This window comes from Rugamonas fusca (assembly GCF_014042365.1).
Lineage (GTDB): Bacteria > Pseudomonadota > Gammaproteobacteria > Burkholderiales > Burkholderiaceae_D > Rugamonas > Rugamonas fusca.
Genome location: NZ_JACEZS010000006.1, coordinates 40779 through 67695 on the forward strand (window position 1 = coordinate 40779; position 26917 = coordinate 67695).

The following is a 26917-nucleotide window of genomic DNA, read 5'->3' on the forward strand; positions in this document are numbered from 1 at the left end:
TGTGGTGGAAACGAAACAGGGCGCGCGGCGCCAGCAATGGCGCGCCCCGTTTCGGGCGTCGCGCGGGCAGGCGGGCAGGCGCCTGGCCCCGGCCGCTTACTGCCCCGGATTGGGCAAGCTGGCGTGGATCGCGTCGATCCGCGCCATCACGTCCGGCGTGAGTTGCACGCCCAGCGCGGCGATATTCTCCTCCAGCTGCGCCAGCGTGGTGGCGCCGATGATGGTGGAGGCCACGAACCAGCGCGTGTAGCACCACGCCAGCGCCATCTGCGCGGGCGTCATGCCGTGCTCACGCGCCAGCGCCGCGTATTGCGCCACGGCGGCCAGCACGCCGGGACGCAGGTAGCGCGGGCTCCAGGTGGGCGGGAAGATGGTCAGGCGGCCGTGCGCCTTGGGATTGTCGTGGTACTTGGCGCTGAGCTGGCCGAACGCCAGCGGGCTGTAGGCCAGCAGGCTGACTTGCTCGCGGTAGCAGGTTTCGTCCAGCAGGCTGGTTTCGAAATGGCGCGCCGTGAGGTTGTACAGGTTCTGGATGGTGGCGATGCGCGGCAAGCCTTTGCGCTCAGCTTGCTTGATGAACTCGCAAACGCCCCAGCTCGATTCATTGGATACGCCGATGTGGCGGATCTTGCCTTCCTGCTGCAACTGCCCCAGCACGGCCAGCGTTTCCTCAATGGCCACGTGGCGCCGTTCCTTGTCCGGGTCGAATGCATGGGCGCCGAAGATGGGCACGTTGCGGCTTGGCCAGTGCAATTGGTATAAATCGATATAGTCCGTTTGCAGCCGTTGCAGGCTGCCATCGATGGCGGCGCGGATGTTGGCCGCGTCCAGGTTGTTGCGGCCGCCGCGCACCCAATGCATGGTGGCATTCGGCCCCGCCACCTTGGTGGCCAGCACTACCTCGGACCGTTTGCCGGACTTCTTCAGCCAGCTGCCGATGTGGCGCTCCGTGCTGCCTTGCGTGGCGGCGCGCGGCATCACGGGATACAACTCGGCCGTGTCGATGAAGTTGATGCCACGTTCGAGTGCCAGGTCGAGCTGGCTGTGCGCGTCCGCTTCCGTGTTCTGCTCGCCGAAGGTCATGGTGCCGAGGCAGATACGGCTGACCTTCACATCGGTCTTGCCCAGGGTCGTGTACAGCATGGCTTAGCGGCCGCGCAGGGCGGCAGCGCAGTCGCGCACCAGGGCGGGACCGGCGTAGATCAGGCCGCTGTACAGCTGCACCAGCCTGGCGCCGGCGTCGAACTTGGCGCGCGCGTCGGCGCCCTTCATGATGCCGCCCACGCCGATGATGGGCAGGGCGTCGCCCAGCTCGGCCTTGAGCAGGCGGATCACCTGGTTCGACAACTCGAACACGGGCGCGCCCGACAGGCCGCCCGCTTCCTCGCCATGGCGCATGCCTTGCACGGCCGTGCGGCTGAGCGTGGTGTTGGTGGCGATCACGCCGTCGATCTTGTGGCGCAGCAGCGCGTCGGCGATGTTCTTGACTTGTTCGCCATCCATGTCCGGCGCGATCTTCAGGGCCAGCGGCACGTAGCGCTTGTGCTGGTCGGCCAGGCGCGACTGGGCGTCCTTGAGCTGGGACAGCAGGCCGTCCAGTTCCGAGCCACCCTGCAACTGGCGCAGGTTCTTGGTGTTGGGCGAGGAAATGTTGACCGTCACGTAACTGGCATACGGATAGACTTTTTGCAGGCACAGCAGGTAGTCGTCCACCGCCCGTTCGATCGGGGTGTCGGCGTTCTTGCCGATGTTCAGGCCCAGCACGCCGGCCTTGTCCTGGAAGAAGCGCGACGCCTGCACATTGGCCACGAAGGCATCCACGCCGCCATTGTTAAAGCCCATGCGGTTGATGATGGCGTGCGCGGCCGGCAGGCGGAACATGCGTGGCTTGGGGTTGCCGGGCTGGGCGCGCGGGGTCACGGTGCCCACTTCGATCGAGCCGAAGCCGAGGTCGGCCAGCGCGTCGATGTAGGCGCCATCCTTGTCCAGGCCGGCGGCCAGGCCGACCGGGTTCTTGAACGTCAGGCCCATCACGGTGCGGGGATCGGGCTGCGGCTGGGGCAGGCACTTGGTCAGGCCCAGCGCGGCGGCGCGCTTCAGGGCAGGCAGGGTGAAATGGTGGGCCGACTCGGGGTCCATGGAGAACAGCAGCGGGCGGGCCAGGGAATACAGGAAATGGTTGGACATGGGGGCACTCTGAATTAGGTGCGGTATTTTACCGTGTCCGGCCGGCAAGCCCCAGCATCAACTGCGCGCTAGCGCCCCGGCTGCAACACGCCCCACTGGCCCTTGATGCGCGCTTCCAGCGGCCGGAAGTTGATCTTGTAGCTCATCTTGGGGCTGTCCGCTATCCAGTAGCCGAGATAGACATAGGGCAGGCCCAGCTCGCGCGCCTGCTCGATCTGCCACAGCACGTTGAAGGTGCCGTAGGACGCGCCTTCCACATCGGGGTCGAAGAAGGTGTACACGGACGACAGGCCGTCCGACAGCATGTCGATGATGCTGATCATGCGCAGCGTGCCGTCCGGCTCGCGGAACTCGACCAGCCGCGTGTTGACCCGGCTTTGCAGCAGGAACTGGGCATACTGGTCACGGCTGTCCTGGTCCATGCCGCCGCCGGCGTGGCGCGCGCTCTGGTAGCGCAGGTAGAGCGCGTAGTGTTCGTCCGAGAACGACAGCGTGGCCACGGCCGCCCGCAGTTGGCCGTGCCGCACCCAGGCGCGGCGCTGGGTGCGGCTGGGCGTGAACTGGTCGGCCACCACGCGCACGGGGATGCAGGCCTGGCAGCCGTCGCAGTACGGCCGGTAGGTGAAGATGCCGCTGCGGCGAAAGCCGTTCTTGACCAGCTCCGAATAGACGTCGGCGTTGATCAGGTGCGACGGGGTGGCCACCTGCGAGCGGGCCTGGCGGCCATCGAGGTAGCTGCAAGGGTAGGGCGCCGTGGTGTAAAACTGCAGCGTGGCGAAAGGCAGGTCGTTCAGGTGCGTCATCGAGCATGTCCTGTCGGTACGATGGCAAAACAGATGGTGCGGTCAGGCTGGTTTCTGGCATATCTTAACGCGTCGCGGCGGCGCTGGCATGCGCGCGCGCATGCCGGTCCGGCGTAGGTCCAGCTTACCCGGCGTCCGGCAAGGGCGCAATTGGTTCCCATGTGGAAATGGGCGGCAAGGTGATACTGTTGCGCAGATGCGCCAGGAAGCGGGCGCGCGGGATGGGCGCGGCGCCCAGCGAGGCCAGGTGGTTCGTTTCCTGCTGGCAGTCGATCATGGTCACGCCGTGCCTGCGCAGGAATTGCACCAGGTAAGCCAGCGCCACCTTGGACGCATCGCTGACGCGGGCGAACATGGATTCGCCATAAAACATGCGGCCGATGCACACGCCGTAGGCGCCGCCCACCAGCTGGCCGTCGAGCCACAGTTCGGATGAGTGGGCGTAGCCGAGCCGGTGCAAGCCCGTGTAGCCGGCGATGATGTCTTCCGAGATCCAGGTGCCGGGACCGTCCTTGCGCGGCGCGGCACAGGCCCGCATCACTTGCTCGAACGCGCTGTCAAAGCGCACCTGCCAGCGGCCATCCGTGTGGCGGCTGCGTTCGACCTTGCGCAAGGTTTTTTTCAGGCTGTCGCTGATGCGGAACTGGTCCGTCATCAGTACCATGCGCGGGTCCGTGCTCCACCACAGGATGGGCTGGCCTTCCGAGAACCACGGGAAGATGCCGCGCTGGTAGGCCGCCAGCAGGCGCTGCGGCGACAGGTCCGCGCCGGCCGCCAGCAGGCCGGGCGCGTCCGTCGTGAGCGCGTTGGCCACGTCCGGGAATGGGCTGTGCGCTTCAAGCCAGGGGATCACGGTTGCCTCAGACGTCGCTGCGCATGGGACGGTCCACGTCCTGGGTGTAGAAGCCGTGGCTGCCGCCTGCGCGCATGCGGGCGCGGTCGGCGAAGAACAGTTCCAGCGTGGTGCGCACGGTGGGGAAGGCCAGGTCATCCCACGGGATGTCCGTTTCCGCGAACATCTTTACTTCCAGGCTTTCCTCGCCCGGCGCGAAATCGAGGTCGCGCAGCGTGGCCAGGTAGAACATATGGACCTGGTGCACGCGCGCCACGTTGAGCAGCGTGAACAGCGGGCCCAGCTCCACGTTGGCGCCCGCTTCCTCCTCCGTTTCGCGCAAGGCGGCCTGGGCCGTCGTCTCGTTGTTCTCCATGAAACCGGCCGGCAGGGTCCAGTAGCCGTAGCGCGGTTCGATGGCGCGCCGGCACAGCAGCACCTGGGTCTGGCCGTCGCGCTCCCACACGGGAATCGAGCCCAGCACCATCTTGGGGTTCTGGTAATGGATGGTGGCGCAGTGGGTGCACACGTAGCGCGGACGGTTGTCGCCGGCCGGCACGGTCAGCGACACGGGGTGGGCGCATTCGGAACAAAATTTCATGGAGATTACTCTAGTCGTGATGTGCTTACTTTACACCCAATGCAGCCGTCGCGGCATGTCCGCAGGGGCCACGCCAGAGGGAAATCCGGGCCGGACGGCCCCGTGCTCGACATTTATATGGGCTATCACCAGCGATTTCGGGATAAATATTGCCTAAATCAAGTCTTTGCCCTATAATGAACACATCAGACGCGGGGTGGAGCAGTCTGGCAGCTCGTCGGGCTCATAACCCGAAGGTCACAGGTTCAAATCCTGTCCCCGCAACCAGATTCCAAAAAAACCGTCATCCATGTTAAGCTGGTGACGGTTTTTTTATTGCTGCGACCAGGCAACACTGTCCGGCGATGATTTGACTTAGATCATGGAATTGGAACTTCCCGATTGATGCAGCGCAAGACGCATGGCTGTAGTGGAAGTTTCAATGCTAATCTCCAAGCATTAGCGTCGAGCTGGCAATCCCCCTCTGTCCCGCGGGTTGCTGCTCCCGGAACGCCAGTCTGCGCCCCCAATCTTTGTGCCAGCCGTTTGAACCCGCCGGGATCGCCCGGTATCGCCGTCCCGCTATTGCCCGGACGCCTAGTGGATTCATCGCTGCCGCTACCTGAAAGGGGGGATGAAATGGCATCGTCACGCAATCGTTTCATCACTCTCGTCACCGTCAGCTACACGGTGCTGGCCCTGGCATGGATCTTCCTGTCGGACCAGATGTTGCTCGGCATGCTCAATGTGCGGGACGCGGCCTGGCTATCGACGGCCAAGGGCGTGTTCTTCGTCGTCAGCACGGCCGTCGGCTATTTCCTGGCGCTGCGCGCCGTGGCCGGGGGCGATGGCACGCCGCAACCGCTGCTGGCGATGATGGCCACCGGCCTGGCGCCCGCGCGCGGCAATGGCGCACTGAGCTATGTGCTGGCCGCCGCCCTGTCCGGCGCCACCCTGTTCGCGCGACTCCACATGATGGCGGTCGGCTCGCATCATCCCTGGCTGATCCTGTTCATGCTGCCCATCATCCTGAGCGCCATGCTGGGCGGGCTCGGGCCGGGCTTGCTGGCCACAGCCGTGAGCACCTTGGGTGACAAACTGCTGGCCATCGAACCGTTGTACAGCATGCGCTTCGAACGCGGGGCGGATTTGCTGGTGTGGAGCTTGCTGGTTTTGAATGGCGTTGTTGTCAGCTTGCTCAGCGAGGTGCTGCGCCGTGCCCTGCGCCGGGGCGACGTGGACCGCAACCTGCTTACCAGCGTCGTCGGCGGTACTTCCGATGCCATCTACGTCAAGGATTTGGACGGCCGCTACCTGCTGGCCAATGGCGCGGCGGCCGGCTACCTGGGCCGCTCCCAGGCCGAGGTGCTGGGGCGCGACGACCTGGCCATGCTGCCCGTTGAGACGGCGCTGGCGATCACAAAACTGGATGGCGACATCATCGCGTCGGGCCGCACCCAGACCCAGGAGGAATTCCTGGTCAACGAGGCGGGCGAACGCATCCTGTTCCAGTCCACCAAGGGGCCCGTGTACGACGCGTCCGGCGCCGTGGTGGGCTTGTTCGGCGTCTCGCGCGACATCACCAAGAGCAAGCTGGCCGAAGAGCGCATCCAGTACCTGGCCCATTACGACGTGCTGACGGGCTTGCCCAACCGGGTGCAGCTCGATGAGCGCATCCAGCATGCCATCGCGCAGGCGGCGGAGGGCGGCCAGAAACTGGCCTTGCTGTTCCTCGACCTCGATCATTTCAAGGACATCAACGACAGCCTGGGACACAGCGTGGGCGACGCGCTGCTGATGGCGCTGGCGCGCCGGCTGCGCGCCATCATGCGCGCCGACGACATGGTGGCGCGCCTGGGCGGCGACGAATTTGTCTTCCTGCTGCAAGGCGTGGACGTGGCCGGCCTGGCGCAGACGGCGCAGCGCATCCTGGACGTGGTGGAGGAGACCTTCTCCATCGAGCAGCATGAATTGACCGTGAGCGGTTCGATCGGCATCGCCCTGTACCCGGACGACAGCGGCGACCTGGAAGGCCTGGTCAAGTGCGCCGACGCGGCCATGTACCGCGCCAAGCAGAACGGGCGCAACCGCTATTGCTTCTTCACCGCCGAGATCGAGGCGCTGGCGGTGCGCCGCATGCAGGTGGTGAGCGCGCTGCGCCACGCGCTGGAGCAGCACCAGTTGACGATCCACTACCAGCCCCAGTTCAGCGCGCGCGATGGCCGCATCATCGGCGCCGAAGCGCTGCTGCGCTGGCATCATCCCTCGCTGGGCCAGGTGTCGCCGGAGGAATTCATTCCGGCCGCCGAGGACAGCGGCTTGATCGTGCCGATCGGCGAATGGGTGTTGCGGCACGCCGTGCGCCAGATGCGGGCCTGGCTGGACGAAGGCATGACGCCGTTCGTGTTGGCCGTCAACCTGTCGACCGTGCAGTTCCGCCATCCCAACCTGCCGGCCATGGTGGCCGCCATCCTGGCCGAGGAACAGCTGCCGGCCCAGTACCTGGAGCTGGAACTGACCGAGAGCGGCGCCATGCACGATCCGCCAGCGGCCATCGCCGTGATGGACCAGTTGCACGAGCACGGCGTGCGCATGGCCATCGACGATTTCGGCATCGCCTATTCCTCGCTCAGCTACCTGAAGAAGTTCAAGGTGTACAAGCTGAAGATCGACCAGTCGTTCGTGCGCGACATCAGCGCCGATCCGGAAGACCGGGCCATCGTCACGGCCATCATCGCCATGGCGCGCGGGCTGGGCTTGCGCACCATCGCCGAAGGCGTGGAAACGCAGGCCCAGCTCGATTTCCTGCGCGAGCACGGTTGCGATGAAATCCAGGGCTATTACTACAGCAAGCCACTGACGGCCGAACAGTTCGGCCGCTTTGTCCAAGAGGTGGAACCATGCGCGGCGTGAACCTACGATTGTTGCGCCGGCGCGTGCGCCGGCTTGCACCTTGTGAACGGGGCCGGCGGCTGCGCCTCAGGCGGCGGGCAGCGTGGCAATGGACTGCCGGATAAAGCCCAGCACGTCGTCCGACATGAAACTGCCGGTCAACAGTACGGGTTCCTTCTCGTGCGCCAGCCGCATTTTCTCGCGCGTGGCCGGGTTATCGCCCGCGTAGCTGCGAAACAGTTCCAGCCATCGGCGCGCCAGCGCCTGCGCCGCTGCGCTGGCGGGCGCCGCGCCGGCATCCATCTGGCCACGCACATCCGCGATCAGCGCCAGCCACGCCGGTACCTGGCCGCCCCGGTTGGCGCGCATGGTGCGCAGTTCGTCGGCGTCCAGATACTTGGCGTAGATCGTCAGCTTGTATTCGGAGAAGGCGTCCAGCACGTAGCGCTTCAGCTCCGGCGTGATGCCGGAGCGCTGCTGGGCCGCCGGTTCCTGCGTCAACATCAGGTCCAGCCGGCGGGCGAGATCGGGATTGTCCGCCGTGTCCCGTTCCACCATCGTCATCCAGTGGCAGGCCAGCTGTTGCGCCTGCGGATCGGCCGCGGGCGTGCCGCCGTCACCCAGCGCGCGCATGCGGGCCACCAGTTGCGCCCATTCCCTGGCGCGCGGCGAGGCGTCGTCCAGTTGCGGCAGTTGTGCCAGTTCTTCCTTGCTAAAGTATGTGTCGTACATGGTCATTAACTCCAACGTGGTTAGCCAGTCGGCCAGCGCGGGGGAGTCGCCTTGTTCCAGTTGGCACTGCAGTCGCATCAGTCGCGCGCGCAGCTCGGTCGCTTGCGCGATCTGCTGCCCGAGCGCGTCGATCTGCCGGGCGACGATGGTGGAAAAGGGCGCATCCGGCTGGGCCAGGAAAGCGCCGATGTCGGCCAGCGACATGCCAAGGCGACGCAAGGCCTGGATCTGGTACAGGCGGGCGATGTCGTCGCGCTGGTAAAGCCGGTAGCCGCTCTCGGAGCGCGCCGAGGGCGTGAGCAGGCCGATGCTGTCGTAGTGGTGCAAGGTGCGTACGGTGAGGCCGGTGCGGCTGGCCAGTTGTCCTACTTTCAGCATGGAGTTGCTCCTTTCCTCAAGCGTGCTGCCAGACTAGGGCCTGACGTTGCGTGAGGGTCAAGCGCTTTGTTCGCCATCGGTGGCGACGGCGGGTGGATGGAGGCTGGCCCACAGGTGGGCGGCGGCCATCGTGCGATGGGGACGGTAGCGGGCCAGGAATTGTTCGGTGCGCGCCATGTCAGGCTTGGCTTGTTCGCCCAGCAGGTGCTGCAGCGCGGCGCGCACGGCCACGTCGCCGTGCAGCGAGCAATCGGCATAGCCATAGCCGCGCAGCAGACCGTAGTTGACGGTCCAGGGGCCGATGCCTTTCACGGCCAGCAGCGCGGCTGATACTTCCTCGATGCCGTAGTGCGGCCCCAACGCCAGGCGCAGTTCACCGCTGGCCACCAGTTGCGCCAGGCGCAGCACCGTCTCGGCCTTGGCGCGCGAGAATTTGCGTGTGGTGAGGACATCCGGCTCCAGCAGGGCCGCGCTGCTCGCGTCCGGGTAGCACCACAGGCCCGAGCGGTGCTGGCGGCCCGCCTGCAGGATGAAAGTGCGGCGCAGCGCGATGGCGAACGGCAGGTTGATCTGCTGGCCGATGATGGCCCACGTGAGCGCTTCGAACACGGTGGCCGATTGCACCACGCGCAGGCCAGGCCGCGCGCGCGTGAGGGGGCCGAACAGCGGGTCGCCGGCCGTGCAGTCGGCGAACGGCTGGGGATCGATGCGCAGGCCCAGCATGGCGTCGGCGGCGGCGCGGGCGTAGGCCATGATGGCGGGCGTGCAGGGGCCATCGGCCAGGATGGTGCAGCTGGCCGCCGACGGTGCGCCGTTGTGCGCCTGTTCGTGTGCGCTGGCCCGCGCGCTGCCGGGCGTGTCGTCTGGCGCGAGGTTGAGGGCGATGTCGAGCACCACGGGCACGCCGTCGAGCAGCATGCCCTTGCGCAGGTGCCGCTCGCTCACCTGTTCGGCCACGCTTTCCGCATCGCGCCGGTGGAAGGTCAGCACGTCGTCGAGCCGGTAGCCTGATGGCAGTGGCAGCGTGAATTGCGATGTGGCGGACCGCGTCATGTGGCGCTGGCCTTGCGCGGCGCGCCCAGGCTGGGGCGGAAGCCCGTCACCAGCGCGGTCCCCAGTAGCACGATGGCGGCGCCGGCCCAGGTGTACCAGCCCGTCGTCTCGCCCAGGAACAGCACGCCCCACAGGATGCCGAACACGGGACTGAGGAAGGTCACGGTGAGCGCGGACGCCGGGCCCACGTCTTCGATCAGGCGGAAGTAGATCAGGTAGGCCACGCCGCTGCACAACACCCCCAGGGCCAGCACGGCGCCCATGATGCCGATGGTGGGCGTGGCCGGCGCCGGGAACCACGGCAGCACGGGCAGCACCAGCAAGGTGGCGCCCCACATGCTGCCGTGGGCGTTGGCGAACGGCGGCACCGACTGCGCCGCCTTGGCTGACTTGGCGTAGTTGCTGGCGATGCCGTAGTTGAACGAGGCGAACAGCACGGCCGCGATGGCGATGCCGGCGCCGGGGCCGGCGCTCACATGGTCGAAGCTGACCAGCAGCGCCACGCCGGCCGCGCCCAGCAGCAGGCCCGCCACCACCGTGGGCGACACCATGCGGCGCGACCAGGCGGCGCCGATCACGGCGCCCCACAGCGGCGTGCTGGCGTTCAGCACGGCCATCAGCGAGGCCGACAGCGTGCGCGCGGCAAACGCGAACAGCAGGAAGGGCAGGGCGGAATTGAACAGGCCCAGGACCAGGTAGTGCTTCCAGTGCCGGCGCAGGTTCAGCGGCTTGCGCAGCAGCAGCGCCACCACGGCCAAGAACAGGGCGGCGAACAGCACGCGGTGCTGGATCAGCAGCGCGGCGCCCAGCACCGGCGCGGCGATGCGCATGAACAGGAAGGAGCCGCCCCAGATGGCGGCCAGCAGGATCAGTCGGAACAGGTTGGCGGTGCTCATGGACGGCGTCCCATGGAAAAAGCGTGATTGTCGGCCATGGGCGGCGCGCACGCCACCCACTTCTTGCTTTTAAATTGTTCAGGCCACGCAGGCATGGCTGCCGGGAGCCTCCGGCGTGGCCGCGTGGCCCACTTGCAGCGCGGGCGGCACGCCGTTTTTTATGGCCGTCATCTGGGCCAGGAGGGAGATGGCGATTTCGGCCGGCGTCTTGCTGCCAATGTACAGGCCGATGGGGCCATGCAGCCGCGCCAGTTGCGCTGGCGTGACGTCGAATTGCAGCAGCCGCTCGCGCCGCTTGGCATTGTTGGCGCGCGAGCCGATGGCGCCCACGTAGAACGCGTCGGACTTGAGCGCTTCCATCAGGGCCAGGTCGTCCAGCTTGGGATCGTGGGTCAGGGCCACGACGGCGCTGCGGTGGTCCAGCTTCAATTCCAGCACCAGGTCGTCGGGCATGGCGTGCACCAGCCGCGCGCCGTCCACGTTCCAGCCGGCCCGGTATTCCTCGCGCGGGTCGCACACGATCACGTGGTAATCCATGGCCATGGCCACCTGGGCCAGGAAGCGCGACAGCTGGCCGGCGCCGATGATCAGCAAGCGCCAGCGGGGGCCGTGCAGCGTGACCAGTGTGTGTTCATCCGCGCGCATGACGGCGCCCGGTGGCGCGGGTGCCAGCGTGACGGCGCCGCTGGCCATGTCCAGCCGCCGTTCGACCAGTTCGTGGCGCTCGATCCGTTCCAGCAGCTCGGCGATGCGGCTGCGCGCCGACAGTGGCTCGATCGCCAGTTCGATGGTGCCGCCGCAGGGCAGGCCGTAGCGGTGCGCCTCGTCGGCGGTGATGCCGTAGCTGACCCGTTCCGGGCTGACGCGCCGCAAGCCATCGCCGCGGGCGCGGGCGATCAGGTCGTCCTCGATGCAGCCGCCCGAGACGGAGCCGGTCACGTTGCCGTCCTCGCAGATGGCCAGCGTGGCGCCCACGGGCCGGGGGCTGGAACCCCAGGTGCGGATCACGGTGACCAGTTCGCAGCGGCGCCCGGCCGCGATCCAGGCGGCGCAAGTCTTCAATACTTCCAGGTCGATGCTGTCCATGGCGGTGGGCTCCTTGCGGCTGCAGGCATTCGACTATACTATGGCTCTCCAATCCTTGCAGGAACGCCTGATGCGCCAACCCGACAACCACGATGACGATGGCAATCCCAAGTTCGGGCGCCTGCTGATCGTGCTGATCATCGCCGTGCTGTTCTGCGTCGCCCTCACGTGGGTGATGGGCGCGGTCTTCCCCAACTTCCCCAACTTCCGCTAGATTTCCAGCGCAATGGCCGCTCAACGGCGGCGCCGGCACACGGCGGCCAGCGCGGCCGCGTAAGGGCTGCCGGGCGCGATGGCTTCCGGGCTGAATTGTTCGAACCGATAGTTCTCCACCGGCTCGCCGCGGCCCATCGCTTCGGGATAGTAGATCTGCGCCCGCAGGATGGCCGTGTGCGCGCCGCACGCGTACACATGCTGGGCCTTGATGGAGCGGAACAGCTTGCCGTTGGGGGTGGTCTGGGGGCGGCGGAAGCTGCGCAGCGTCCACGCGCTGCGGCCCTGTTCCTGGCGCACGATGCTGGCCCGGTCCAGGTACAGCGTGGCGCCAGCGGCGCGGCCCACGCGGCTCCAGTGTGTGCGGTGGTGGGCCGGTTTTTCATGTGCGCCCTTGGCCGCCTGCGCCGTGCCGCAGCAGATCAGCAGCAGCAAGGGCAGGAGCAGGGCGCGCATGGCGTGTTCCCGCTTACGGCAGCAGCGGCTTGCGGGCGGCTTGCTTGGCCTTGATCTCGGCCACCGTCTTGTCGATCACGCCGAGCCGGTAGCTGGTGGCGGGATGGATGGCCGTATAGCCATTGAGCACCGTGGGCGGGTACTGGGCGGCCAGGCGCTGCCAGAACGCGTGCGCGCGTTCGATGTTGTAGCCGGCGCGGGCCAGCAGGTACAGCGCCAGGTAGTCGGCCGCCGCGTCCAGTTCCTGCGGCACGGGCTTGATGCCGGCGCTGCCGATCAAGAGCGAGGTGTCAGGCCGCACGGTCACCAGGTTGTCGATCATGCCGCCCACGGTGTAAGCCTGGCGCGTGGTGTTGGCGTGGCCCAGCACGTTGTGGGCGATGTCCTTGGCCAGCACGAAGGCGATCGCCTCGTCGCTCTGGGCGAAGTTGACCATGCCGCGCGTGATCAGCACGCGCTGGCCGTCCGCATAGGAATTGATATTGTCCGAGTTGCCCAGGTCGACCTTGAAGGCGCAGGCGCGCGTGACGGGCACGGTGATGGCCCGCACGGCGCTGCCCCGGCGCACGGTGATGCTGAGCGCGGAATGGCGACCCACCAGCGGGCCGAGGATGCGCGCGGCCTGGGTTTCCGCGTTCGGCCCCGTGGGCAGCGGCTGCGCCTCCACCGACACCAGTTCGTCGCCCTTGCGCAGGCCGGCGCGGGCGGCGCCGCTGCCGGGCAGCACGCCCGACACCTGCAGCTGTTCGCCGTAGCCCAGCGCGGCCTGGGCCGCGTCCGCGTATTCGCCCGGGTAGGAGTACTTGTTCTTGGCCGTGAAGCCCAATAGTTCGTGGGCGTGGGTGCGGCACAGGTCCGCATTGTTGATCAGCAGCGGCGCCACGATCTGGTACAAGCGCTCCTGGGTGGCCACCATGCGGCTCACCGCGTCGCGCGCCTCCAGCATGCGGGCCGTGACCACCACCGGCTCGGGCGCCGGTGCGGGGCGCGTGGCGGTGGGGGCGGGCGCCGGTGGCGCCGTCTTGAACATGGAGCAGGCCGACAGCAGCAGCGCCGCCGTCATGGCGGCCCATGGTTTGGCGAGTTGGCGGCGCGGTGCGCCTGGCTGCTGGTCGGTCTGTGGCATGGCCTGTCCTGTCCTTAGTGTTTGCCGGTGCTGCCGAAACCGCCGGCACCGCGTTCGCTGGCGTCGAAGTCCTCGACGATGTTAAATCCGACCTGCAGCACCGGCACGATGATCAACTGTGCCAGGCGTTCCATGGGCTGCAGCGTGAACGCGCTGTGGCCGCGGTTCCAGGTCGATACCATCAACTGGCCCTGGTAGTCGGAATCGATCAAGCCTACCAGATTCCCCAGCACGATGCCGTTCTTGTGGCCCATGCCGCTGCGCGGCAGGATCATGGCGGCGTAGCCGGGATCGGCCACGTGGATCGCCAGGCCGGTGGGAATGAGCACGGTCTGGCCGGCCTCGATGGTCATGGGGGCGTCGATGCAGGCGCGCAGGTCCAGGCCGGCGCTGCCGGGCGTGGCGTAGGCGGGCAGCATGTCCTTCATGCGCGGGTCGAGGATCTTGACGTCGATATTTTTCATTGTTGCGGTTTCAGTGTTTCAGGTGATTCGGATGGGGGAGCGCAGCGTCACTGGAACAGCGAGTACTTGTCGATCCGCTTGGAGATTTCGCACACCAGCTGGCGCGCCAGCGTGAGCTTGTCGGCGCGCGGCAGGATGGTGTGGCCGTTTTCGTCGAACAGGATGATGGTGTTGTCGTCCTGGCCGAAGGTATGGTGGCCGATGTTCCCGACCAGGAGCGGGATGCCTTTCTTCTCGCGCTTGACGGCGCCGTATTCGAGCAGGTTTTCCGATTCGGCGGCGAAGCCCACGCAGTAAGGATGGCCGGCCAGCGAAGTGCGGGCGGCCACCGTGGCCAGGATGTCCGGGTTCTGCTCGAATTTGAGTTCGGGCACGGAGCCGTCACCCTTCTTCTTCATTTTCTGGGCGCTGGTGTTGGCCACGCGCCAGTCGGCCACGGCCGCCACGGCGACGAACACGTGCTGGCCTTCCACGGCTGCCATGACGGCGTCGTGCATCTGCTGCGCGCTTTGCACGTTGATGCGCTGCACGCCGTACGGCGTGGGCAGGGCGGTGGGGCCGGAGATCAGCAGCACTTCGGCGCCCGCTTCGCGCGCCGCGCGCGCGACGGCGTAACCCATCTTGCCTGAGGAGAGATTGGTGATGCCGCGCACCGGGTCGATGGCTTCGAACGTGGGGCCGGCCGTGACCAGGATGCGTTTGCCGGCCATGGTCTTGGGCTGGAACGAGGCGATCACTTCTTCCAGCAGCTGCTGCGGTTCGAGCATGCGGCCCAGGCCCACTTCGCCGCAGGCCTGTTCGCCGGCGCCGGGGCCGAAGATGACGATGCCATCATCGCGCAGCTGGGCCGCGTTGCGCTGGGTGGCCGGGTTCTGCCACATCTCCACGTTCATGGCCGGCGCGATCAGCAGCGGCAGCTGGCGTGGACGGGCCAGGCACATGGTCGAGAGCAGGTCGTCGCACACGCCGTGTGCCAGCTTGACCATGAAGTCGGCCGAGCAGGGCGCGATCAGGATGGCGTCCGCGCCGCGGGTGACGTCGATGTGGGCCATGTTGTTGTCCACCCGCGGGTCCCACTGGCTGGAGAACACGGGCCGGCCCGACAGGGCCTGCATCGTCACGGGGGTGATGAAGTGGGCGGCCGCGTCCGTCATCACCACCTGCACGCTGGCGCCCTGGCCAGTGAGCAGGCGGCACAGTTCGGCCGCCTTGTAGCAGGCCACGCCACCGGACAGGCCGAGGACGATTTTCTTACCGGTGAGGTCCATGCTGGTGCTCCAGGGATTAGCGGTTCACGCGGCGCAGTTCATCGAGGATGAACAGGCCGGCGCCGAGACAAATGGCCGAGTCGGCGAGGTTGAACGCCGGGAAGTGGCCGAATGCCGCGTGGTGGAAATCGAGGAAGTCGATCACATGGCCATACAGCAGGCGGTCGATCACGTTGCCGATGGCGCCGCCCAGGATCAGGGCCAGGGCCCAGCAGAACAGGCGCTGGCCGCCATGCTTCTTGAGCAGGTAGATGATGTAGGCGGCCGCGCCCAGCGCGATGGCCGTGAAGAAGTAGCGCTGCCAGCCGCCCGCGTGTTGCAGGAAGCTGAACGCGGCGCCGGAATTGTAGGCCAGCACCAGGTTGAAGAAGGAGGTGACGATTTTTTCCTCACCGAGCGTAAACAGCCTGGTGATGGTGATCTTGGACAGCTGGTCCAGCAGGATCACGACGGCGGCGATGCCGAGCCACGGTGTGATGCTGGAGGAGGATTTGGCGGAGAAGCGGGATTTGTTGGTGGCCATGGAATGTTGGTTGGTTTCGTGGCCGCCGCCGCGCCGTGCCCCGCCACGTGGAGGGGGGGCTGGGCACGGCGGCGGAGGCAGGCATATTGCAGGCTTACTACGGAGAGTTAAGCGAACTTGCGGCGCTCGCCTGCGCCGAACAGGTTGCTGTGGCAGCGGCCGCACAGGGTCGGATGGTCGGCGTGGCTGCCCACGTCGGCGCGGTAGTGCCAGCAGCGCTCGCACTTGTCGGCGGACGACGCGGCCACTTCCACCGCTTCCTCCGCTTCGCCCGCCACCTGGGCCACCTTGGCCTGCGAGGTGATGAACACGAACTTGAGGTCATCTTCCAGGCTGGCCAGCAGCGCGTACTTGTCGCCGGCCGCCTTGATGCTCAGTTCCGCCTGCAGCGACGAGCCGATGGCGCCCGAGGTGCGCAAGTCTTCCAGCTGCTTGGTGACGTCGGCGCGCACGGCGCGCAGCGCTTCGTACTTGGCCAGCAGGGCCGGGCCGTCGGCCAGTTCCGGCAGCTGCCACCAGGTCTGGGTGAAGATGGTTTCGTCGCTGGCCTGGTAGGAGTCCGGGCCGGCGAAGATGGCCCATGCTTCCTCGGCCGTGAACGACAGGGCCGGCGCCATCAGGCGCAGCAGGCTTTGCGTGATGTGCCACAGGGCCGTCTGCGCCGAGCGGCGTGCCGGCGAGGTCAGGCCGGACGTGTACAGGCGGTCCTTGAGGATGTCCAGGTAGAAGCCGCCCAGGTCTTCCGAGCAGAAGTTCTGCAGCTTGGCCACCACGGGATGGAACTCGAACTGTTCGTAGTGCTGCGTGATCTGCGCCTGCAATGCGCCCATGTTGGCGATGGCGTAGCGGTCGATCTCCAGCAGTTCGGCCACCGGCACGGCGTGCTGCGCCGGGTCGAAGTCGGAGGTGTTGGCCAGCAGGAAGCGCAGCGTGTTGCGGATGCGGCGGTACGATTCGGTCACGCGCTTGAGGATCTCGTCGGAGATCGACAGCTCGCCCGTGTAGTCGGTGGCGGCCACCCACAGGCGCAGGATGTCGGCGCCCAGCTTGTTGGACACGTCCTGCGGCGATACCGTGTTGCCGACCGACTTGGACATCTTCTTGCCTTCGCCATCGACCACGAAGCCGTGCGTGAGCAGCGCCTTGTAGGGCGGGGCGCCGTTGAGCATGGACGAGGTCAGGAGCGAGGAGTGGAACCAGCCGCGGTGCTGGTCCGAGCCTTCCAGGTACAGGTCGGCCGGGAAGTGCGACTGCTCCCGGTGCGAGCCGCGCAGCACCGTCTGGTGCGTGGTGCCCGAGTCGAACCACACGTCCAGCGTGTCCTTGTTCTTGTCGTAGTGGGCCGCCTCGTCGCCGATCAGGTCTTTGAGGTCCAGCTTGAGCCAGGCGTCGATGCCATCCTTTTCGATCAGCTTGGCGACCTGTTCCAGCAGTTCCGGGGTGCGCGGGTGCAGCTCGCCCGTCTCCTTGTGCACCACGAAGGCCATCGGCACGCCCCACTGGCGCTGGCGCGACAGGGTCCAGTCGGGACGGTTGGCGATCATGCCGTGCAGGCGCGCCTGGCCCCAGTCCGGGAAGAACCGGGTGGCGTCGATGCCTTTCAGGGCCGTCTGGCGCAGCGTCGGGCCGCCATCCTTGGGATGGATGTCCATGCCGGCGAACCACTGCGAGGTGGCGCGGTAGATGATGGGGGTCTTGTGGCGCCAGCAGTGCATGTAGCTGTGGTCGAACATCTTCACTTCGAACAGCGCGCCTTCTTCCTTCAGGGCCGCGCAGATCGGCTTGGACGCTTCCCAGATCGTCATGCCGCCGAACAGGGGCAGCGATTCGGCGTACTTGCCGTCGCCCAGCACCGGGGTCAGGATGGCGTCATCCTTCATGCCGTGCGCCTTGCAGGAGATGAAGTCGTCCAGGCCGTAGGCGGGCGCCGAGTGCACCACGCCGGTACCGCTTTCGGTGGTCACGTAGTCGGCGATGTACATCGGCGACAGGCGGTCGTAGAACGCGTCGCGCGCGGCCAGCGGGTGGCGGAAGCCGATGCCGGCCAGGGCCTGGCCGTCGCAGGTGGCGATGGTGGTGCCATCGAGCTTGTAGCGCGCCAGGCACGACACGGCCAGGTCCTGGGCCAGGATCAGCAGCAGCGGCTGGCCGTCACGCACGGTTTCCACCAGCGCGTACTTGACTTCGGCGTGCACGTTCAGCGCCTGGTTGGACGGGATGGTCCACGGCGTGGTGGTCCAGATCACGATGTAGCCGTTTTCGGTGGGCAGCTTATCGAGGCCGAAGGCGGCGGCCAGCTTGTCATGCTCGGCGAACTTGAAGCCCACGTCGATGGCCGGGTCGCGCTTGTCGGCGTATTCCACTTCCGCCTCGGCCAGGGCCGAGCCGCAATCGAAGCACCAGTTGACGGGCTTCAGGCCGCGGTACACGAAGCCCTTGTCGAGCAGCTTGCCCAGGGCGCGCAGCTCGTCGGCCTCGTTCGAGTAGTTCATGGTCAGGTAGGGATTCTCCCACTCGCCCAGCACGCCCAGGCGGATGAAGTCCTTGCGCTGGCGTTCCACCTGTTCATGGGCGTAGGCGCGGGCCTTGGTCAGCACGTCGGCCGTGGGCAGGTTCTTGCCGTACAGTTTTTCGATCTGGATCTCGATCGGCATGCCGTGGCAGTCCCAGCCCGGCACGTAGGGCGCGTCGTAGCCGGCCAGGGTGCGCGACTTGACCACCATGTCTTTCAGGATCTTGTTGACGGCGTGGCCGATGTGGATGTCGCCGTTGGCGTACGGCGGGCCGTCGTGCAGCACGAACTTGGGCCGGCCGGCGGCGGCCTTGCGGATGCGCTGGTAAATCTTCTTGTCCTGCCATTCCTTGACCCATTGCGGCTCGCGCTTGGCCATGTCGCCGCGCATGGGGAAGGGGGTTTCCGTCATGTTGACGGGGTATTTGCTCTCGGGCTTCTTGCCTTGCTTGTCTTGCTTGGGATTGGCTGGTTTGTTGTCGGACATGTTTATCTTCTAAGTGACGTCTATCGTATTTGCTTGGGAGTGCCGGCGCGTTTGGCTTCGCGTTGCGCGCTCAAATTCGGTCGGTGGCGCCGGTTGCGCCATTGCTCGCGCCGGCGCGCTCGCGGAAGAAGGCGCGCGCCTGCTCGGCGTCGCGATCGATGGCGGCCGTCAGCGTGGGCAGGTCCACGTATTTTTCCTCGTCGCGCAGCTTGTGCAGGAATTCGACGCGCACCTGGCGGCCGTAGCAGCTCTGGTTGTAGTCGAACACGTGCACTTCCAGCAGCACGCGGCCGCTGTCTTCCACCGTGGGGCGCCAGCCCAGGCTGGCCACGGCCGGCAGCGGCGCGTCGGCCAGGCCGTGCACCTGGACGATGAAGATGCCGGCCAGCGCGGGCCGGTGCGGCACCCGCAGGTTGAGGGTGGGGAAGCCCAGCGTGCGGCCCAGCTTCTGGCCGTGGATCACGTGGCCGGAGATCGAATACGGGTGGCCCAGCAACTGCTCGGCGTGCACGAAGTCGCCCGCGTGCAGCGCGGCCCGCACGGCCGACGACGAAATGCGGGTTTCACCGTTCATCACCGTGGGCAGGGTCTCGACCTGGAAGCCGTAGTGGCGGCCCGCTTCCTGCAGCAGGGCGACGTTGCCGGCGCGCTTGGCGCCGTAGCAGAAGTCGTCCCCCACCATCAGCCATTTGACGTGCAAGCCTTCGACCAGCACTTTTTCCGTGAACTCTTGCGGCGTCAAGGCCGCGAAGTGGTCCGAGAAGTGCTCGACGATGACGCGGTCGATGCCATTGCGCTCGAGCGATTGCAGCTTGTCGCGCAGGTTGGCGATACGGGGCGGGGCCTTGGACATATCGCCGGCCTTGTGGGCGAAGAATTCGCGCGGGTGCGGTTCGAACGTCATCACGGCCGCTTCCAGGCCGAGCCGGTCGGCCGCCGTGCGCACGTGCGCCAGCAGGGCCTGGTGGCCACGGTGGACACCGTCGAAGTTGCCGATGGTCAACGCGCAAGGCGCGCGCGCCGCCGCGTTGGGGAGACCGCGAAATACCTTCATGGGATGTGAGGAAAAACTGTCGCCAAAAGGGGGATTATACGGACTGTTTGGACTATGCACAGCCGCCAGGGGCTGTGAGGGACCGATTTCGGCCCTGTAAACGCAAAAAGCGCGGATAAACCGCGCTTTTTAGAGGAGCCGATCGGGAACCGGACGCGCCGGTTCCTGCCACCTTACATCGGGTGGTTGATCACCAGCGTCCAGTAGCGGGCCAGGTCGGCGGCGCCGTCCGTGCCCTTGACGGTCTTGAGCGTGGCCAGGGCGGCAGGCTTCTTGCCAGCCTGGGCCTGGGCGATACCCAGGTGCAGCTTCAGTTCCTCAGGGTGCTTGGCGTCGTCCATCTTGGCGGCCTTGGTCATCAGGTCCAGGCCCTTGTCGACCTTGCCGGCCGTGACCATGCCAAAGCCCAGGTTGCTCAGGCCATCAGCATCCTTGTTCTTGGTCAGTTCCGCTTCCTGGGCGGCGGCCGTCTTCTCGCTGTCGGCGGCCGTCTTCACGGCCAGGTCCTTCAGGCGCTGGTGGCGGGCCGCGTCGGAGCCGACACCCAGCACGCCCTTCTTGTAACCCTGGTCGATCACTTTCAGGGCTTCAGCCGGATTGCCGGCCTGCAGGGCCAACTGGCTCATTTCCATGTATTCGCCCGGCTTGGACAGCAGGCCGTTGGCCAGGCGCAGGCGCAGCACGTCCAGCGACAGGGTGCCGGAGAAGCCAGGCTTGCCCGACACGCGGTTCAGCAGGTCGGCCCAGTAGCTGGTCTTCGGATAGGAACCGGCCAGTTTTTCCAGGGTCTGCACATAGCCAGCCTTGTCGTTCTGTTTCAGCTGGATGTTGGCCAGCATTTGCAGCGACGCTTCGCTGTTGGCGTGCGACGATTGCAGTTCCTTGGCCGCTTCGGCGTACTTGCCGCTGATGTAGTAGGTCTGCACCAGCAGTTCGCGCATCTGCGGATTGTCGCCGTCTTTCAGCGAGCGCTGGATCCAGATGATGGCTTTCGGGTAGTCCTTGGCGCGGTAGTAGATGCCGGCCAGGGCCTGGGTGAATTTTGGGGCTTCGGCAGCGGACAGCTTGCCGGAATTGATCACAGCTTCGAAGGCCTTGGCGGCGGCGTCGTTATCGCCGGCAGCGGCCGCGGCCGAGGCGCGGGTGCGCTCGATCATGTAGATTTCGTTGGGGGTCTTGCCGCCCACGGCGTCGGCCTCTTTCAGCTTGGCCAGCGCTTCCTTGTTCTTGCCTGCCTGTGCCAGTTTCTGCGCTTCCTGCAGGGGCTTGCCGACTTCAGCGCGCACTGTGTCGGCCGCGTAGGCGACCGGGCTCAAACCAACGATAGGAGCTGCTGCGGTGAAACCGATGGCGGCCATTACCAGGCCGAGATGAGCGAGACGAAACTTGGTCATGGGGAGGAATCTTTCTTCAAAATGCGAAATAGGCAGGATAATCCTGCCTATCGTTGCTGTAAAGGGACGTACTGCTTACTGGAACTGCTCGTTGCCGACCAGGCCAATCTTGGTCACGCCCAGACGCTGGGCCGAAGCCATCACGCCTGCCACGACCTTGTACGACACCAGCTTGTTGGGCCGCAGGTGCACTTCCGGCTGGTCGGCTTGTGCCGCCACATCCATCAGTTTCGCTTCCAGGGAGTGACGGTCCGGAATGACCGCGTTATCCCACAGAATCGTACCGTCGAAGTCCACGTCGATGGTGACCACAACCGGTTCCTTGGTCGGTGGCGGCGGGGTGCCGACCGGCATGTTCAAGTTCACCGAGTGGTTAGCCTTAGGAATCGTGATGATCATCATGATAATCAGCACCAGCATCACGTCGATGAGGGGCGTCATATTCATTTCCATCATTGGTTCCGGATCCGCGCCCTTGGCGCCGCCCGAACCGACATTCATACTCATGGTGTTTCCTTTTAAGAAGGGGGCTGGATCCGCCCCGGCGCGATGCGGCCGTCCGGGGCGGGCAGGGCATTAACCCTTATCAGGCGGTTCGGTGATGAAGCCGACCTTCTGGATACCAGCACGCTGGGTCGTGTAGATCACCTTGCCGATCGCTTCGTAGCGCGTTTCCTGGTCGCCACGTACGTGTACTTCCGGCTGCGGCAGCTTGACTGCTTCCAGCTTCAGAAAATCGAACAACTCATTCGTGTCCTTCATTTTCTTCTGATTCCAGTAGATGTCGCCATCCTTGCTCACTACGATGTTGACATCTTCCGGCTTGGTCTGAATCACCTGGTTGGCTTCTTCTGGCAGCTTGATCTTGATCAGCTTCAGCACAACCGGGCTCGTAATCAGGAAGATAATCAGCAGAACCAACATGATGTCCACGAGGGGCGTCGTGTTGATTTCCGACATGACTTGATCTTCATCTCCGCTATCGGAGCCTACGGACATCGACATGATGATTACCCGATCTTTTTAGCGCCGGCAGCACGGCCAGCTTCGCTGGTGGACATGGCGCCCGAGATCAGCACGGAGTGCACGTCGGCGCTGAAGGAACGCACGTCTTCCATGGCGGCCTTGTTACGACGCACCAGCCAGTTGTAGCCCAGCACGGCAGGAACGGCGACGAACAGACCGAAGGCGGTCATGATCAGTGCTTCACCCACAGGACCGGCCACTTTGTCGATCGAAGCGTTACCGGACATGCCGATGGCGATCAGTGCATTGTAAATACCCCACACGGTACCGAACAGACCGATGAACGGTGCGGTCGAACCCACGGTTGCCAGGAACGACAGGCCGTCTTGCAGGCGCGACTGGACTTTGTCCACGGCGCGCTGGATCGACATGGTGACCCAGGTCGACAGGTCGATTTGTTCCAGCAGGGCGCCGTCGTGGTGGGCAGTAGCCTTGGTGCCGGTTTCAGCGATGAAGCGGAAAGGCGAGCCATCGGTCAGCGCGGTCGAGCCAGCGGCGATCGACGATGCTTTCCAGAACTTGGCAGCGGTCTCTTTCGACTGCTTGAAGATCTTCATCTGGTCGATCAGCTTGGTGATGATGATGTACCACGAGCCCATCGACATCAGCGACAGGATGATCAGGGTGCCGCGCGACACGAAGCCGCCGTTCCACACCGCTTCGAAGCCGTAGGGGTTTTCTACTTCTTCCTTGGTGACCTTGGCGGCTGGAGCGGACGCTTCCGGTGCTGCTGCTGCCGCATCCGCTGCAGGCGCGGCTGCAGGTGCCGAGGCGGCCGCCGACGCTGGCGCGTCTTCAGCCATGGCTGGTGCGCTTACCAGGGCGGTAGCTGCGGTCACCGAGAACAGCACAGCGGCCAGTACAGCGGACAAACGGGTATTCTTAAACATGCTTCCTCCAAATTGATAAAATAATCAGATCGCTGAATGTAGGTTAACAACGAACTTCGGTGAGACTGGCTAGTCCCGGTTTACTCCAGCGTCCAAACGTATTGCACTTGCGTCCACGACTGTTCTGGCTTGCCGTCGGTCATGCCTGGCTTGAATTTGCATTTGCTAATCCCTGCCACTGCTGCTTTGTCCAGTTCTCTGAAACCACTCGATTTCAGGATCTTGGATTCGAGTACGTGACCATCCGTTCCCACCAGGAACTGCAAGGTCACCGTACCGGTTTCTTCGTTGCGCAGCGATGACTTAGGCCATTCTGGTTTTGCGCAAGCGTTGAAATCGTATACTGCTGGAATGTGCACCGACTTGGCCGGGCCAGGAGGCGCTGCCGGCGGGGCCGGTGGCGCCTTCTGCAGCTCGTTCGTCGCCGGCTTCACGTTGGTCGCGTTGGCGATCGTGTTTTGTACCGGTGGCGGTTGCTGCACGTTCACCTCAACTGGCGGGATGAAAGGCGGCGGTGGCGCTTTCATTTCCGGCGGCGGGGGCGGCGGTGGGAGCTCTTTCGGTGGAGGAGGTTTCACTTCCTCGATAATCTTGGTTTCAACGGGCTCGATCATCTTGCTGACCATCCGTTTGCCCAAGCCTGACACGATCCCGTAAGCGACCAGGATGTGCAGAAGAACCACGATGGTGATGCCTGTTACGTTCTTCCCGGCGCTTTTCTCGTTGTGCGTGAAATTCATGCCTGCTTTCTCCAATACCAACTCTTTTTGTTGCTACCAAACCCCAAAATGGCGACACAAAACAACAGTCGCATCCGGGACGTCGGCGAATTATACATACGAATTCTTGATTTTACATAGAATTTTCAAGCCTAAAACCGGTTAAATTTCATGCGCTTAGCCCCTCAGGGGCGTGCTCTGCTGCGGTGCGTCTGCACCGTTCTGGCACAAAAAGCAAGTATTTTCGGCGCGATTTTGATGCAAGATAATCGATAGCGTTACTATGTTTTTCAAATTCACATAACGCGAAATTATGCCTGTCGATATCTCGATTTGACGATTGAAAGTTTGGTGCTTTCTGTTGCTTCGTTGAAACTTGTTCTGCACGCGCGATACAAATCCCATCAAAAAAAATTTGACTTCCGCACCGCAGCATGCATTGCCGATTCAAACCGGGTTGAGAAGTGCGGCCGCCGCGCGGGGATGGGCGGCCGCCGGGGTCAGCTGTTGCGGGCCCGTTTTTCGCGCTTGACTTCCAGCGAACTGACCACCTCGCCGTTCGGGGCCACCGTTTCCAGGTGCACGTCGAAACCCCACAGGCGGGCCACATGCTTGAGCACCTCGTGCGCTTGCTGGTTCAGGGGGCGGCGCTGGAACTGGGTATGGCGCAAGGTGAGGGCGCGGTCGTCGCGGGTGTTGACGGACCAGACCTGGATATTGGGTTCGCGGTTGCCCAGATTGTATTGCTCGGCCAGTTGCTGGCGCACGTAGCGGTAGCCCAGCTCGTCATGAATGGCCGACACGGCCAGCTTCTCGTTGTTATCGTCGTCGAGCACGGCGAAGAAGTGGAATTCCCGGATCAGCTTGGGCGACAGGTACTGGGCGATGAAGCTTTCATCCTTGAAATTGCGCATCGCGAAGTCCAGCGTCTTGCGCCAGTCGCTGCCGGCGATGTCGGGGAACCATTCGCGGTCCTCGGCCGTCGGGTGCTCGCAGATGCGGCGGATGTCCGTCATCATGGCGAAACCGAGCGCATAGGGGTTGATGCCGCTGTAATAAGGACTGTTGACGGGCGGCTGGTAGACCACGTTGGTATGGCTCTTGAGGAACTCCATCATGAAGCCATCGCCCACCACACCCTCGTCGTACAGCTGGTTGAGGATGGTGTAGTGCCAGAACGTGGCCCAGCCCTCGTTCATGACCTGGGTCTGGCGCTGCGGATAGAAATACTGCGAAATCTTGCGTACGATGCGCACCATCTCGCGCTGCCACGGTTCCAGCAGCGGGGCGTACTTCTCGATGAAGTACAGCAGGTTTTCCTCGGGCTCGGGCGGGAAGCGCTGGACCGTCTTGTCCACTTCCTCCTCCTCGCGCCGCGGCACGGTGCGCCACAGCTCGTTGATCTGCGATTGCACGTAGGCTTCGCGCTCCTTCTGGCGCGCGTATTCCTGGGCCATGGACAGCTTGGCCGGGCGCTTGTAGCGGTCCACGCCGTAATTCTGGATCGCATGGCAGGAATCGAGCAGCAATTCCACGGCGTCGATGCCATGGCGCTGTTCGCATTCGGCGATATAGTTCTTGGCGAACACCATGTAATCGACGATGGCTTCCGCGTCGGTCCAGGTGCGGAACAGATAATTGCCCTTGAAGAAAGAATTGTGGCCGTAAGCGGCGTGCGCGATCACCAGCGCCTGCATGGTCAGGCTGTTTTCCTCCATCAGATAGGCGATGCAGGGATTGGAGTTGATCACGATTTCATAGGCCAGGCCCATCTGCCCGCGCTTGTAGCCTTTCTCCGTGGCCAGGAAGTGCTTGCCGAACGACCAGTGGTTGTAAGACACGGGCATGCCGACGGACGTGTAGGCGTCCATCATCTGCTCGGCCGTGATGATCTCGAGCTGGTTGGGATAGGTGTCGAGCCCGAAATTCTCGGCCACCCGGCGGATTTCCTCGTGCGCCTGCTCGATCAGGTCGAACGTCCACTCCGATTGCTCGGGCAGGGCGTTCGGGTGGCGCGGTTTCTTGAGCATCTGGTTCATTATTTCGGCTGCTTCTTGAAGAGTTCACGGAACACCGGATAGATGTCGGCCGGCGTGACAATTTTCTGCATGGCGAAGTTGGGATGGTGATCCGGCACCTGGGCGTATTGCTCCCACAGGTTTTGCGGCGGCCCGTCCGTGATCTCGACGTAGGTGTAGTACTGCACCTTGGGCATGATGGTGTTGATCAACAACTGGCGGCACAGCACGGAATCGTTGTCCCAGTTATCGCCGTCGGACGCCTGGGCCACGTAGCTGTTCCACTGGCCGCCGCCGTAGCGCTCGTCGATGATCTTGTTGAGCAGGTGCAGGGCCGACGACACCACCGTGCCGCCCGACTCGCGCGAGTGGAAGAATTCATCCTCGTCCACTTCGGCCGCGGCCGTGTGATGGCGGATGAAGACCACGTCGATCTTGTCGTAGACCCGCTTGAGGAACAGGTAGAGCAGGATGAAGAAGCGCTTGGCCGTGTCCTTGCGCGTCTCGTCCATGGAGCCTGACACGTCCATGATGCAGAACATCACGGCCTGGGTCATGGGCTTGGGCACCTTGATGCGGTTGCTGTAGCGCAGGTCGAACGGGTCGATGTAGGGAATGGCCAGCAGGCGGGTGTGCAGGTGGTGGATCAGTTTCTTCAGTTCCACCACGCGCGGGTCTTCCAGCGGCGCGCCGGCCAGCAGCAATTCCTCGAGTTCGCGCTCGGCCTCGATCACGCGCTTGCGCGAGCTGCCGCCCACGGCGATGCGCCGGCCCAGGGCGCCGCGCAGCGACCGCAGCACGTGGATGTTCGACGGCGTGCCCGACACCGTGTAGCCGGCCCGCTGGTTCTTGAATTCCGTGGTGGCCGTCAACTGGGTCTTGACCATGTGCGGCAATTCCAGGTCTTCGAAGAAGTAGTTCATGAATTCTTCGCGCGACAATTCGAAGATGAAGTCATCCTCGGTGAGCTGGTCGCTGTTGCCGGCCTTGCCGCGCCCGGCCCCGCCGCCACCCTTGGGCCGGTTGATCAGGTCGCCCTTCTGGTATTCCTCGTTGCCGGGGTTGATGGTTTCCCATACCCCGCCATGGGCGTGGCCGAACGACGGTTCGCCCACGTCCTTGACGGGGATGGAGACTTTTTCACCGTTTTCAATGTCGGTGATGGAACGGCCCTTGATGGCGCGCCCGACGGCGTCCTTGATCTGGGCCTTGTAACGGCGTAGGAAACGCTCGCGGTTGACGGCGGACTTGTTCTTGCCCTGCAAACGACGGTCGATGAGGTAAGTCAAAAGATGCCTCCTGCTGCTATTGATGCGGCGGTCGGGGCG

General features: G+C 64.7%; 25 protein-coding genes and 1 tRNA gene. 3 read left to right on the forward strand and 23 right to left on the reverse strand.

Going from position 1 to position 26917, the window contains the following annotated elements; all coding sequences use genetic code 11:
* Positions 1-96: 96 nt before the first annotated feature.
* From H3H36_RS08805 to H3H36_RS08825, 5 genes are all read right to left on the reverse strand, one after another.
* Positions 97-1143 carry an aldo/keto reductase gene (locus tag H3H36_RS08805; protein WP_182216393.1) on the reverse strand — a complete coding sequence of 349 codons (1047 nt, stop codon included), beginning with the start codon at positions 1141-1143 and terminating at the stop codon, positions 97-99.
* Between the two features lie 3 nt (positions 1144-1146).
* Positions 1147-2187 (reverse strand): quinone-dependent dihydroorotate dehydrogenase, encoded by a 1041-nt coding sequence (locus H3H36_RS08810; RefSeq protein WP_182216395.1) that lies wholly within the window; start codon positions 2185-2187, stop codon positions 1147-1149.
* 68 nt (positions 2188-2255) lie between these two features.
* Complete coding sequence (locus H3H36_RS08815; protein ID WP_182216397.1) at positions 2256-2990, reverse strand: arginyltransferase; 735 nt, start codon at positions 2988-2990, stop codon at positions 2256-2258.
* 124 nt (positions 2991-3114) lie between these two features.
* Positions 3115-3843, reverse strand: coding sequence for a leucyl/phenylalanyl-tRNA--protein transferase (gene aat / locus H3H36_RS08820; protein WP_182216400.1), 729 nt, complete (start codon positions 3841-3843; stop codon positions 3115-3117).
* Positions 3844-3850: 7 nt separating this feature from the next.
* Entirely contained in the window at positions 3851-4423 is a 573-nt protein-coding gene (locus H3H36_RS08825; protein ID WP_182216402.1) for an NUDIX hydrolase, read from the reverse strand.
* 190 nt (positions 4424-4613) lie between these two features.
* Here H3H36_RS08825 and H3H36_RS08830 point away from each other — a divergent pair.
* Both H3H36_RS08830 and H3H36_RS08835 read left to right on the forward strand, forming a co-directional pair.
* Positions 4614-4690: transfer RNA gene (locus H3H36_RS08830), tRNA-Met, on the forward strand.
* Positions 4691-5041: 351 nt separating this feature from the next.
* Positions 5042-7315, forward strand: coding sequence for a putative bifunctional diguanylate cyclase/phosphodiesterase (locus H3H36_RS08835; protein WP_220459699.1), 2274 nt, complete (start codon positions 5042-5044; stop codon positions 7313-7315).
* A gap of 66 nt (positions 7316-7381) precedes the next feature.
* Here H3H36_RS08835 and H3H36_RS08840 read toward each other — a convergent pair whose 3' ends face one another.
* The 4 genes from H3H36_RS08840 to H3H36_RS08855 form a co-directional block, all read right to left on the reverse strand.
* Positions 7382-8404 carry a MerR family transcriptional regulator gene (locus H3H36_RS08840; protein ID WP_182216405.1) on the reverse strand — a complete coding sequence of 341 codons (1023 nt, stop codon included), beginning with the start codon at positions 8402-8404 and terminating at the stop codon, positions 7382-7384.
* Between the two features lie 57 nt (positions 8405-8461).
* A complete protein-coding gene (locus tag H3H36_RS08845) occupies positions 8462-9457 on the reverse strand; it encodes a DNA-3-methyladenine glycosylase 2 (protein ID WP_182216408.1) in 996 nt (331 codons plus the stop codon).
* Positions 9454-10353 carry a DMT family transporter gene (locus tag H3H36_RS08850; protein ID WP_182216410.1) on the reverse strand — a complete coding sequence of 300 codons (900 nt, stop codon included), beginning with the start codon at positions 10351-10353 and terminating at the stop codon, positions 9454-9456. The genes H3H36_RS08845 and H3H36_RS08850 overlap by 4 nt, the downstream gene beginning before the upstream one ends.
* A 78-nt stretch (positions 10354-10431) precedes the next feature.
* Positions 10432-11439 carry an XdhC family protein gene (locus H3H36_RS08855; RefSeq protein WP_182216412.1) on the reverse strand — a complete coding sequence of 336 codons (1008 nt, stop codon included), beginning with the start codon at positions 11437-11439 and terminating at the stop codon, positions 10432-10434.
* A 70-nt stretch (positions 11440-11509) separates the two neighbouring features.
* Between H3H36_RS08855 and H3H36_RS08860 the strand changes: the two genes are divergently transcribed.
* Positions 11510-11653 (forward strand): hypothetical protein, encoded by a 144-nt coding sequence (locus tag H3H36_RS08860; RefSeq protein ID WP_182216415.1) that lies wholly within the window; start codon positions 11510-11512, stop codon positions 11651-11653.
* Between the two features lie 20 nt (positions 11654-11673).
* Here H3H36_RS08860 and H3H36_RS08865 read toward each other — a convergent pair whose 3' ends face one another.
* From H3H36_RS08865 to H3H36_RS08930, 14 genes are all read right to left on the reverse strand, one after another.
* Positions 11674-12108, reverse strand: coding sequence for a surface-adhesin E family protein (locus H3H36_RS08865; protein ID WP_182216417.1), 435 nt, complete (start codon positions 12106-12108; stop codon positions 11674-11676).
* A gap of 13 nt (positions 12109-12121) precedes the next feature.
* The gene (locus H3H36_RS08870) at positions 12122-13234 is read right to left on the reverse strand and encodes a M48 family metallopeptidase (RefSeq protein WP_182216420.1); all 1113 of its coding nucleotides are present in this window, start codon (positions 13232-13234) and stop codon (positions 12122-12124) included.
* Positions 13235-13248: 14 nt separating this feature from the next.
* Entirely contained in the window at positions 13249-13698 is a 450-nt protein-coding gene (gene dut, locus H3H36_RS08875) for a dUTP diphosphatase (RefSeq protein ID WP_182216422.1), read from the reverse strand.
* A gap of 47 nt (positions 13699-13745) precedes the next feature.
* Complete coding sequence (coaBC, locus tag H3H36_RS08880; protein WP_182216425.1) at positions 13746-14966, reverse strand: bifunctional phosphopantothenoylcysteine decarboxylase/phosphopantothenate--cysteine ligase CoaBC; 1221 nt, start codon at positions 14964-14966, stop codon at positions 13746-13748.
* A gap of 16 nt (positions 14967-14982) precedes the next feature.
* Complete coding sequence (lspA, locus tag H3H36_RS08885) at positions 14983-15489, reverse strand: signal peptidase II (RefSeq protein ID WP_182216427.1); 507 nt, start codon at positions 15487-15489, stop codon at positions 14983-14985.
* A 107-nt stretch (positions 15490-15596) separates the two neighbouring features.
* The gene (gene ileS / locus H3H36_RS08890) at positions 15597-18488 is read right to left on the reverse strand and encodes an isoleucine--tRNA ligase (protein WP_182216430.1); all 2892 of its coding nucleotides are present in this window, start codon (positions 18486-18488) and stop codon (positions 15597-15599) included.
* Positions 18489-18558: 70 nt separating this feature from the next.
* Entirely contained in the window at positions 18559-19542 is a 984-nt protein-coding gene (locus H3H36_RS08895) for a bifunctional riboflavin kinase/FAD synthetase (RefSeq protein WP_182216432.1), read from the reverse strand.
* 173 nt (positions 19543-19715) lie between these two features.
* Positions 19716-20936 (reverse strand): tetratricopeptide repeat protein, encoded by a 1221-nt coding sequence (locus H3H36_RS08900; protein ID WP_229219824.1) that lies wholly within the window; start codon positions 20934-20936, stop codon positions 19716-19718.
* Positions 20937-21011: 75 nt separating this feature from the next.
* Complete coding sequence (locus tag H3H36_RS08905) at positions 21012-21443, reverse strand: ExbD/TolR family protein (RefSeq protein ID WP_182163516.1); 432 nt, start codon at positions 21441-21443, stop codon at positions 21012-21014.
* 69 nt (positions 21444-21512) lie between these two features.
* Positions 21513-21941 (reverse strand): ExbD/TolR family protein, encoded by a 429-nt coding sequence (locus tag H3H36_RS08910; protein ID WP_182152276.1) that lies wholly within the window; start codon positions 21939-21941, stop codon positions 21513-21515.
* 5 nt (positions 21942-21946) lie between these two features.
* Positions 21947-22852, reverse strand: a complete 906-nt coding sequence (locus tag H3H36_RS08915) for a MotA/TolQ/ExbB proton channel family protein (protein ID WP_220459700.1) — start codon at positions 22850-22852, stop codon at positions 21947-21949.
* 80 nt (positions 22853-22932) lie between these two features.
* The gene (locus H3H36_RS08920; protein WP_182163520.1) at positions 22933-23592 is read right to left on the reverse strand and encodes an energy transducer TonB; all 660 of its coding nucleotides are present in this window, start codon (positions 23590-23592) and stop codon (positions 22933-22935) included.
* 479 nt (positions 23593-24071) lie between these two features.
* Positions 24072-25610, reverse strand: coding sequence for a SpoVR family protein (locus H3H36_RS08925; protein ID WP_375539583.1), 1539 nt, complete (start codon positions 25608-25610; stop codon positions 24072-24074).
* Positions 25610-26878, reverse strand: a complete 1269-nt coding sequence (locus H3H36_RS08930) for a YeaH/YhbH family protein (RefSeq protein ID WP_182216434.1) — start codon at positions 26876-26878, stop codon at positions 25610-25612. The genes H3H36_RS08925 and H3H36_RS08930 overlap by 1 nt, the downstream gene beginning before the upstream one ends.
* Positions 26879-26917: the final 39 nt, after the last annotated feature.

Excerpts from the sequence above, each read along its gene's own strand:
- H3H36_RS08805 (WP_182216393.1), bottom strand. The coding sequence starts at position 1,143 with ATGCTGTACACGACCCTGGGCAAGACCGATGTGAAGGTCAGCCGTATC.
- H3H36_RS08810 (WP_182216395.1), bottom strand. The coding sequence starts at position 2,187 with ATGTCCAACCATTTCCTGTATTCCCTGGCCCGCCCGCTGCTGTTCTCC.
- H3H36_RS08815 (WP_182216397.1), bottom strand. The coding sequence starts at position 2,990 with ATGACGCACCTGAACGACCTGCCTTTCGCCACGCTGCAGTTTTACACC.
- H3H36_RS08825 (WP_182216402.1), bottom strand. The coding sequence starts at position 4,423 with ATGAAATTTTGTTCCGAATGCGCCCACCCCGTGTCGCTGACCGTGCCG.
- H3H36_RS08835 (WP_220459699.1), top strand. The coding sequence starts at position 5,042 with ATGGCATCGTCACGCAATCGTTTCATCACTCTCGTCACCGTCAGCTAC.
- H3H36_RS08840 (WP_182216405.1), bottom strand. The coding sequence starts at position 8,404 with ATGCTGAAAGTAGGACAACTGGCCAGCCGCACCGGCCTCACCGTACGC.
- H3H36_RS08845 (WP_182216408.1), bottom strand. The coding sequence starts at position 9,457 with ATGACGCGGTCCGCCACATCGCAATTCACGCTGCCACTGCCATCAGGC.
- H3H36_RS08850 (WP_182216410.1), bottom strand. The coding sequence starts at position 10,353 with ATGAGCACCGCCAACCTGTTCCGACTGATCCTGCTGGCCGCCATCTGG.
- H3H36_RS08855 (WP_182216412.1), bottom strand. The coding sequence starts at position 11,439 with ATGGACAGCATCGACCTGGAAGTATTGAAGACTTGCGCCGCCTGGATC.
- H3H36_RS08860 (WP_182216415.1), top strand. The coding sequence starts at position 11,510 with ATGCGCCAACCCGACAACCACGATGACGATGGCAATCCCAAGTTCGGG.
- H3H36_RS08865 (WP_182216417.1), bottom strand. The coding sequence starts at position 12,108 with ATGCGCGCCCTGCTCCTGCCCTTGCTGCTGCTGATCTGCTGCGGCACG.
- H3H36_RS08870 (WP_182216420.1), bottom strand. The coding sequence starts at position 13,234 with ATGCCACAGACCGACCAGCAGCCAGGCGCACCGCGCCGCCAACTCGCC.
- dut (WP_182216422.1), bottom strand. The coding sequence starts at position 13,698 with ATGAAAAATATCGACGTCAAGATCCTCGACCCGCGCATGAAGGACATG.
- coaBC (WP_182216425.1), bottom strand. The coding sequence starts at position 14,966 with ATGGACCTCACCGGTAAGAAAATCGTCCTCGGCCTGTCCGGTGGCGTG.
- lspA (WP_182216427.1), bottom strand. The coding sequence starts at position 15,489 with ATGGCCACCAACAAATCCCGCTTCTCCGCCAAATCCTCCTCCAGCATC.
- ileS (WP_182216430.1), bottom strand. The coding sequence starts at position 18,488 with ATGTCCGACAACAAACCAGCCAATCCCAAGCAAGACAAGCAAGGCAAG.
- H3H36_RS08895 (WP_182216432.1), bottom strand. The coding sequence starts at position 19,542 with ATGAAGGTATTTCGCGGTCTCCCCAACGCGGCGGCGCGCGCGCCTTGC.
- H3H36_RS08900 (WP_229219824.1), bottom strand. The coding sequence starts at position 20,936 with ATGACCAAGTTTCGTCTCGCTCATCTCGGCCTGGTAATGGCCGCCATC.
- H3H36_RS08905 (WP_182163516.1), bottom strand. The coding sequence starts at position 21,443 with ATGAGTATGAATGTCGGTTCGGGCGGCGCCAAGGGCGCGGATCCGGAA.
- H3H36_RS08910 (WP_182152276.1), bottom strand. The coding sequence starts at position 21,941 with ATGTCGATGTCCGTAGGCTCCGATAGCGGAGATGAAGATCAAGTCATG.
- H3H36_RS08915 (WP_220459700.1), bottom strand. The coding sequence starts at position 22,852 with ATGTTTAAGAATACCCGTTTGTCCGCTGTACTGGCCGCTGTGCTGTTC.
- H3H36_RS08920 (WP_182163520.1), bottom strand. The coding sequence starts at position 23,592 with ATGAATTTCACGCACAACGAGAAAAGCGCCGGGAAGAACGTAACAGGC.
- H3H36_RS08925 (WP_375539583.1), bottom strand. The coding sequence starts at position 25,610 with ATGAACCAGATGCTCAAGAAACCGCGCCACCCGAACGCCCTGCCCGAG.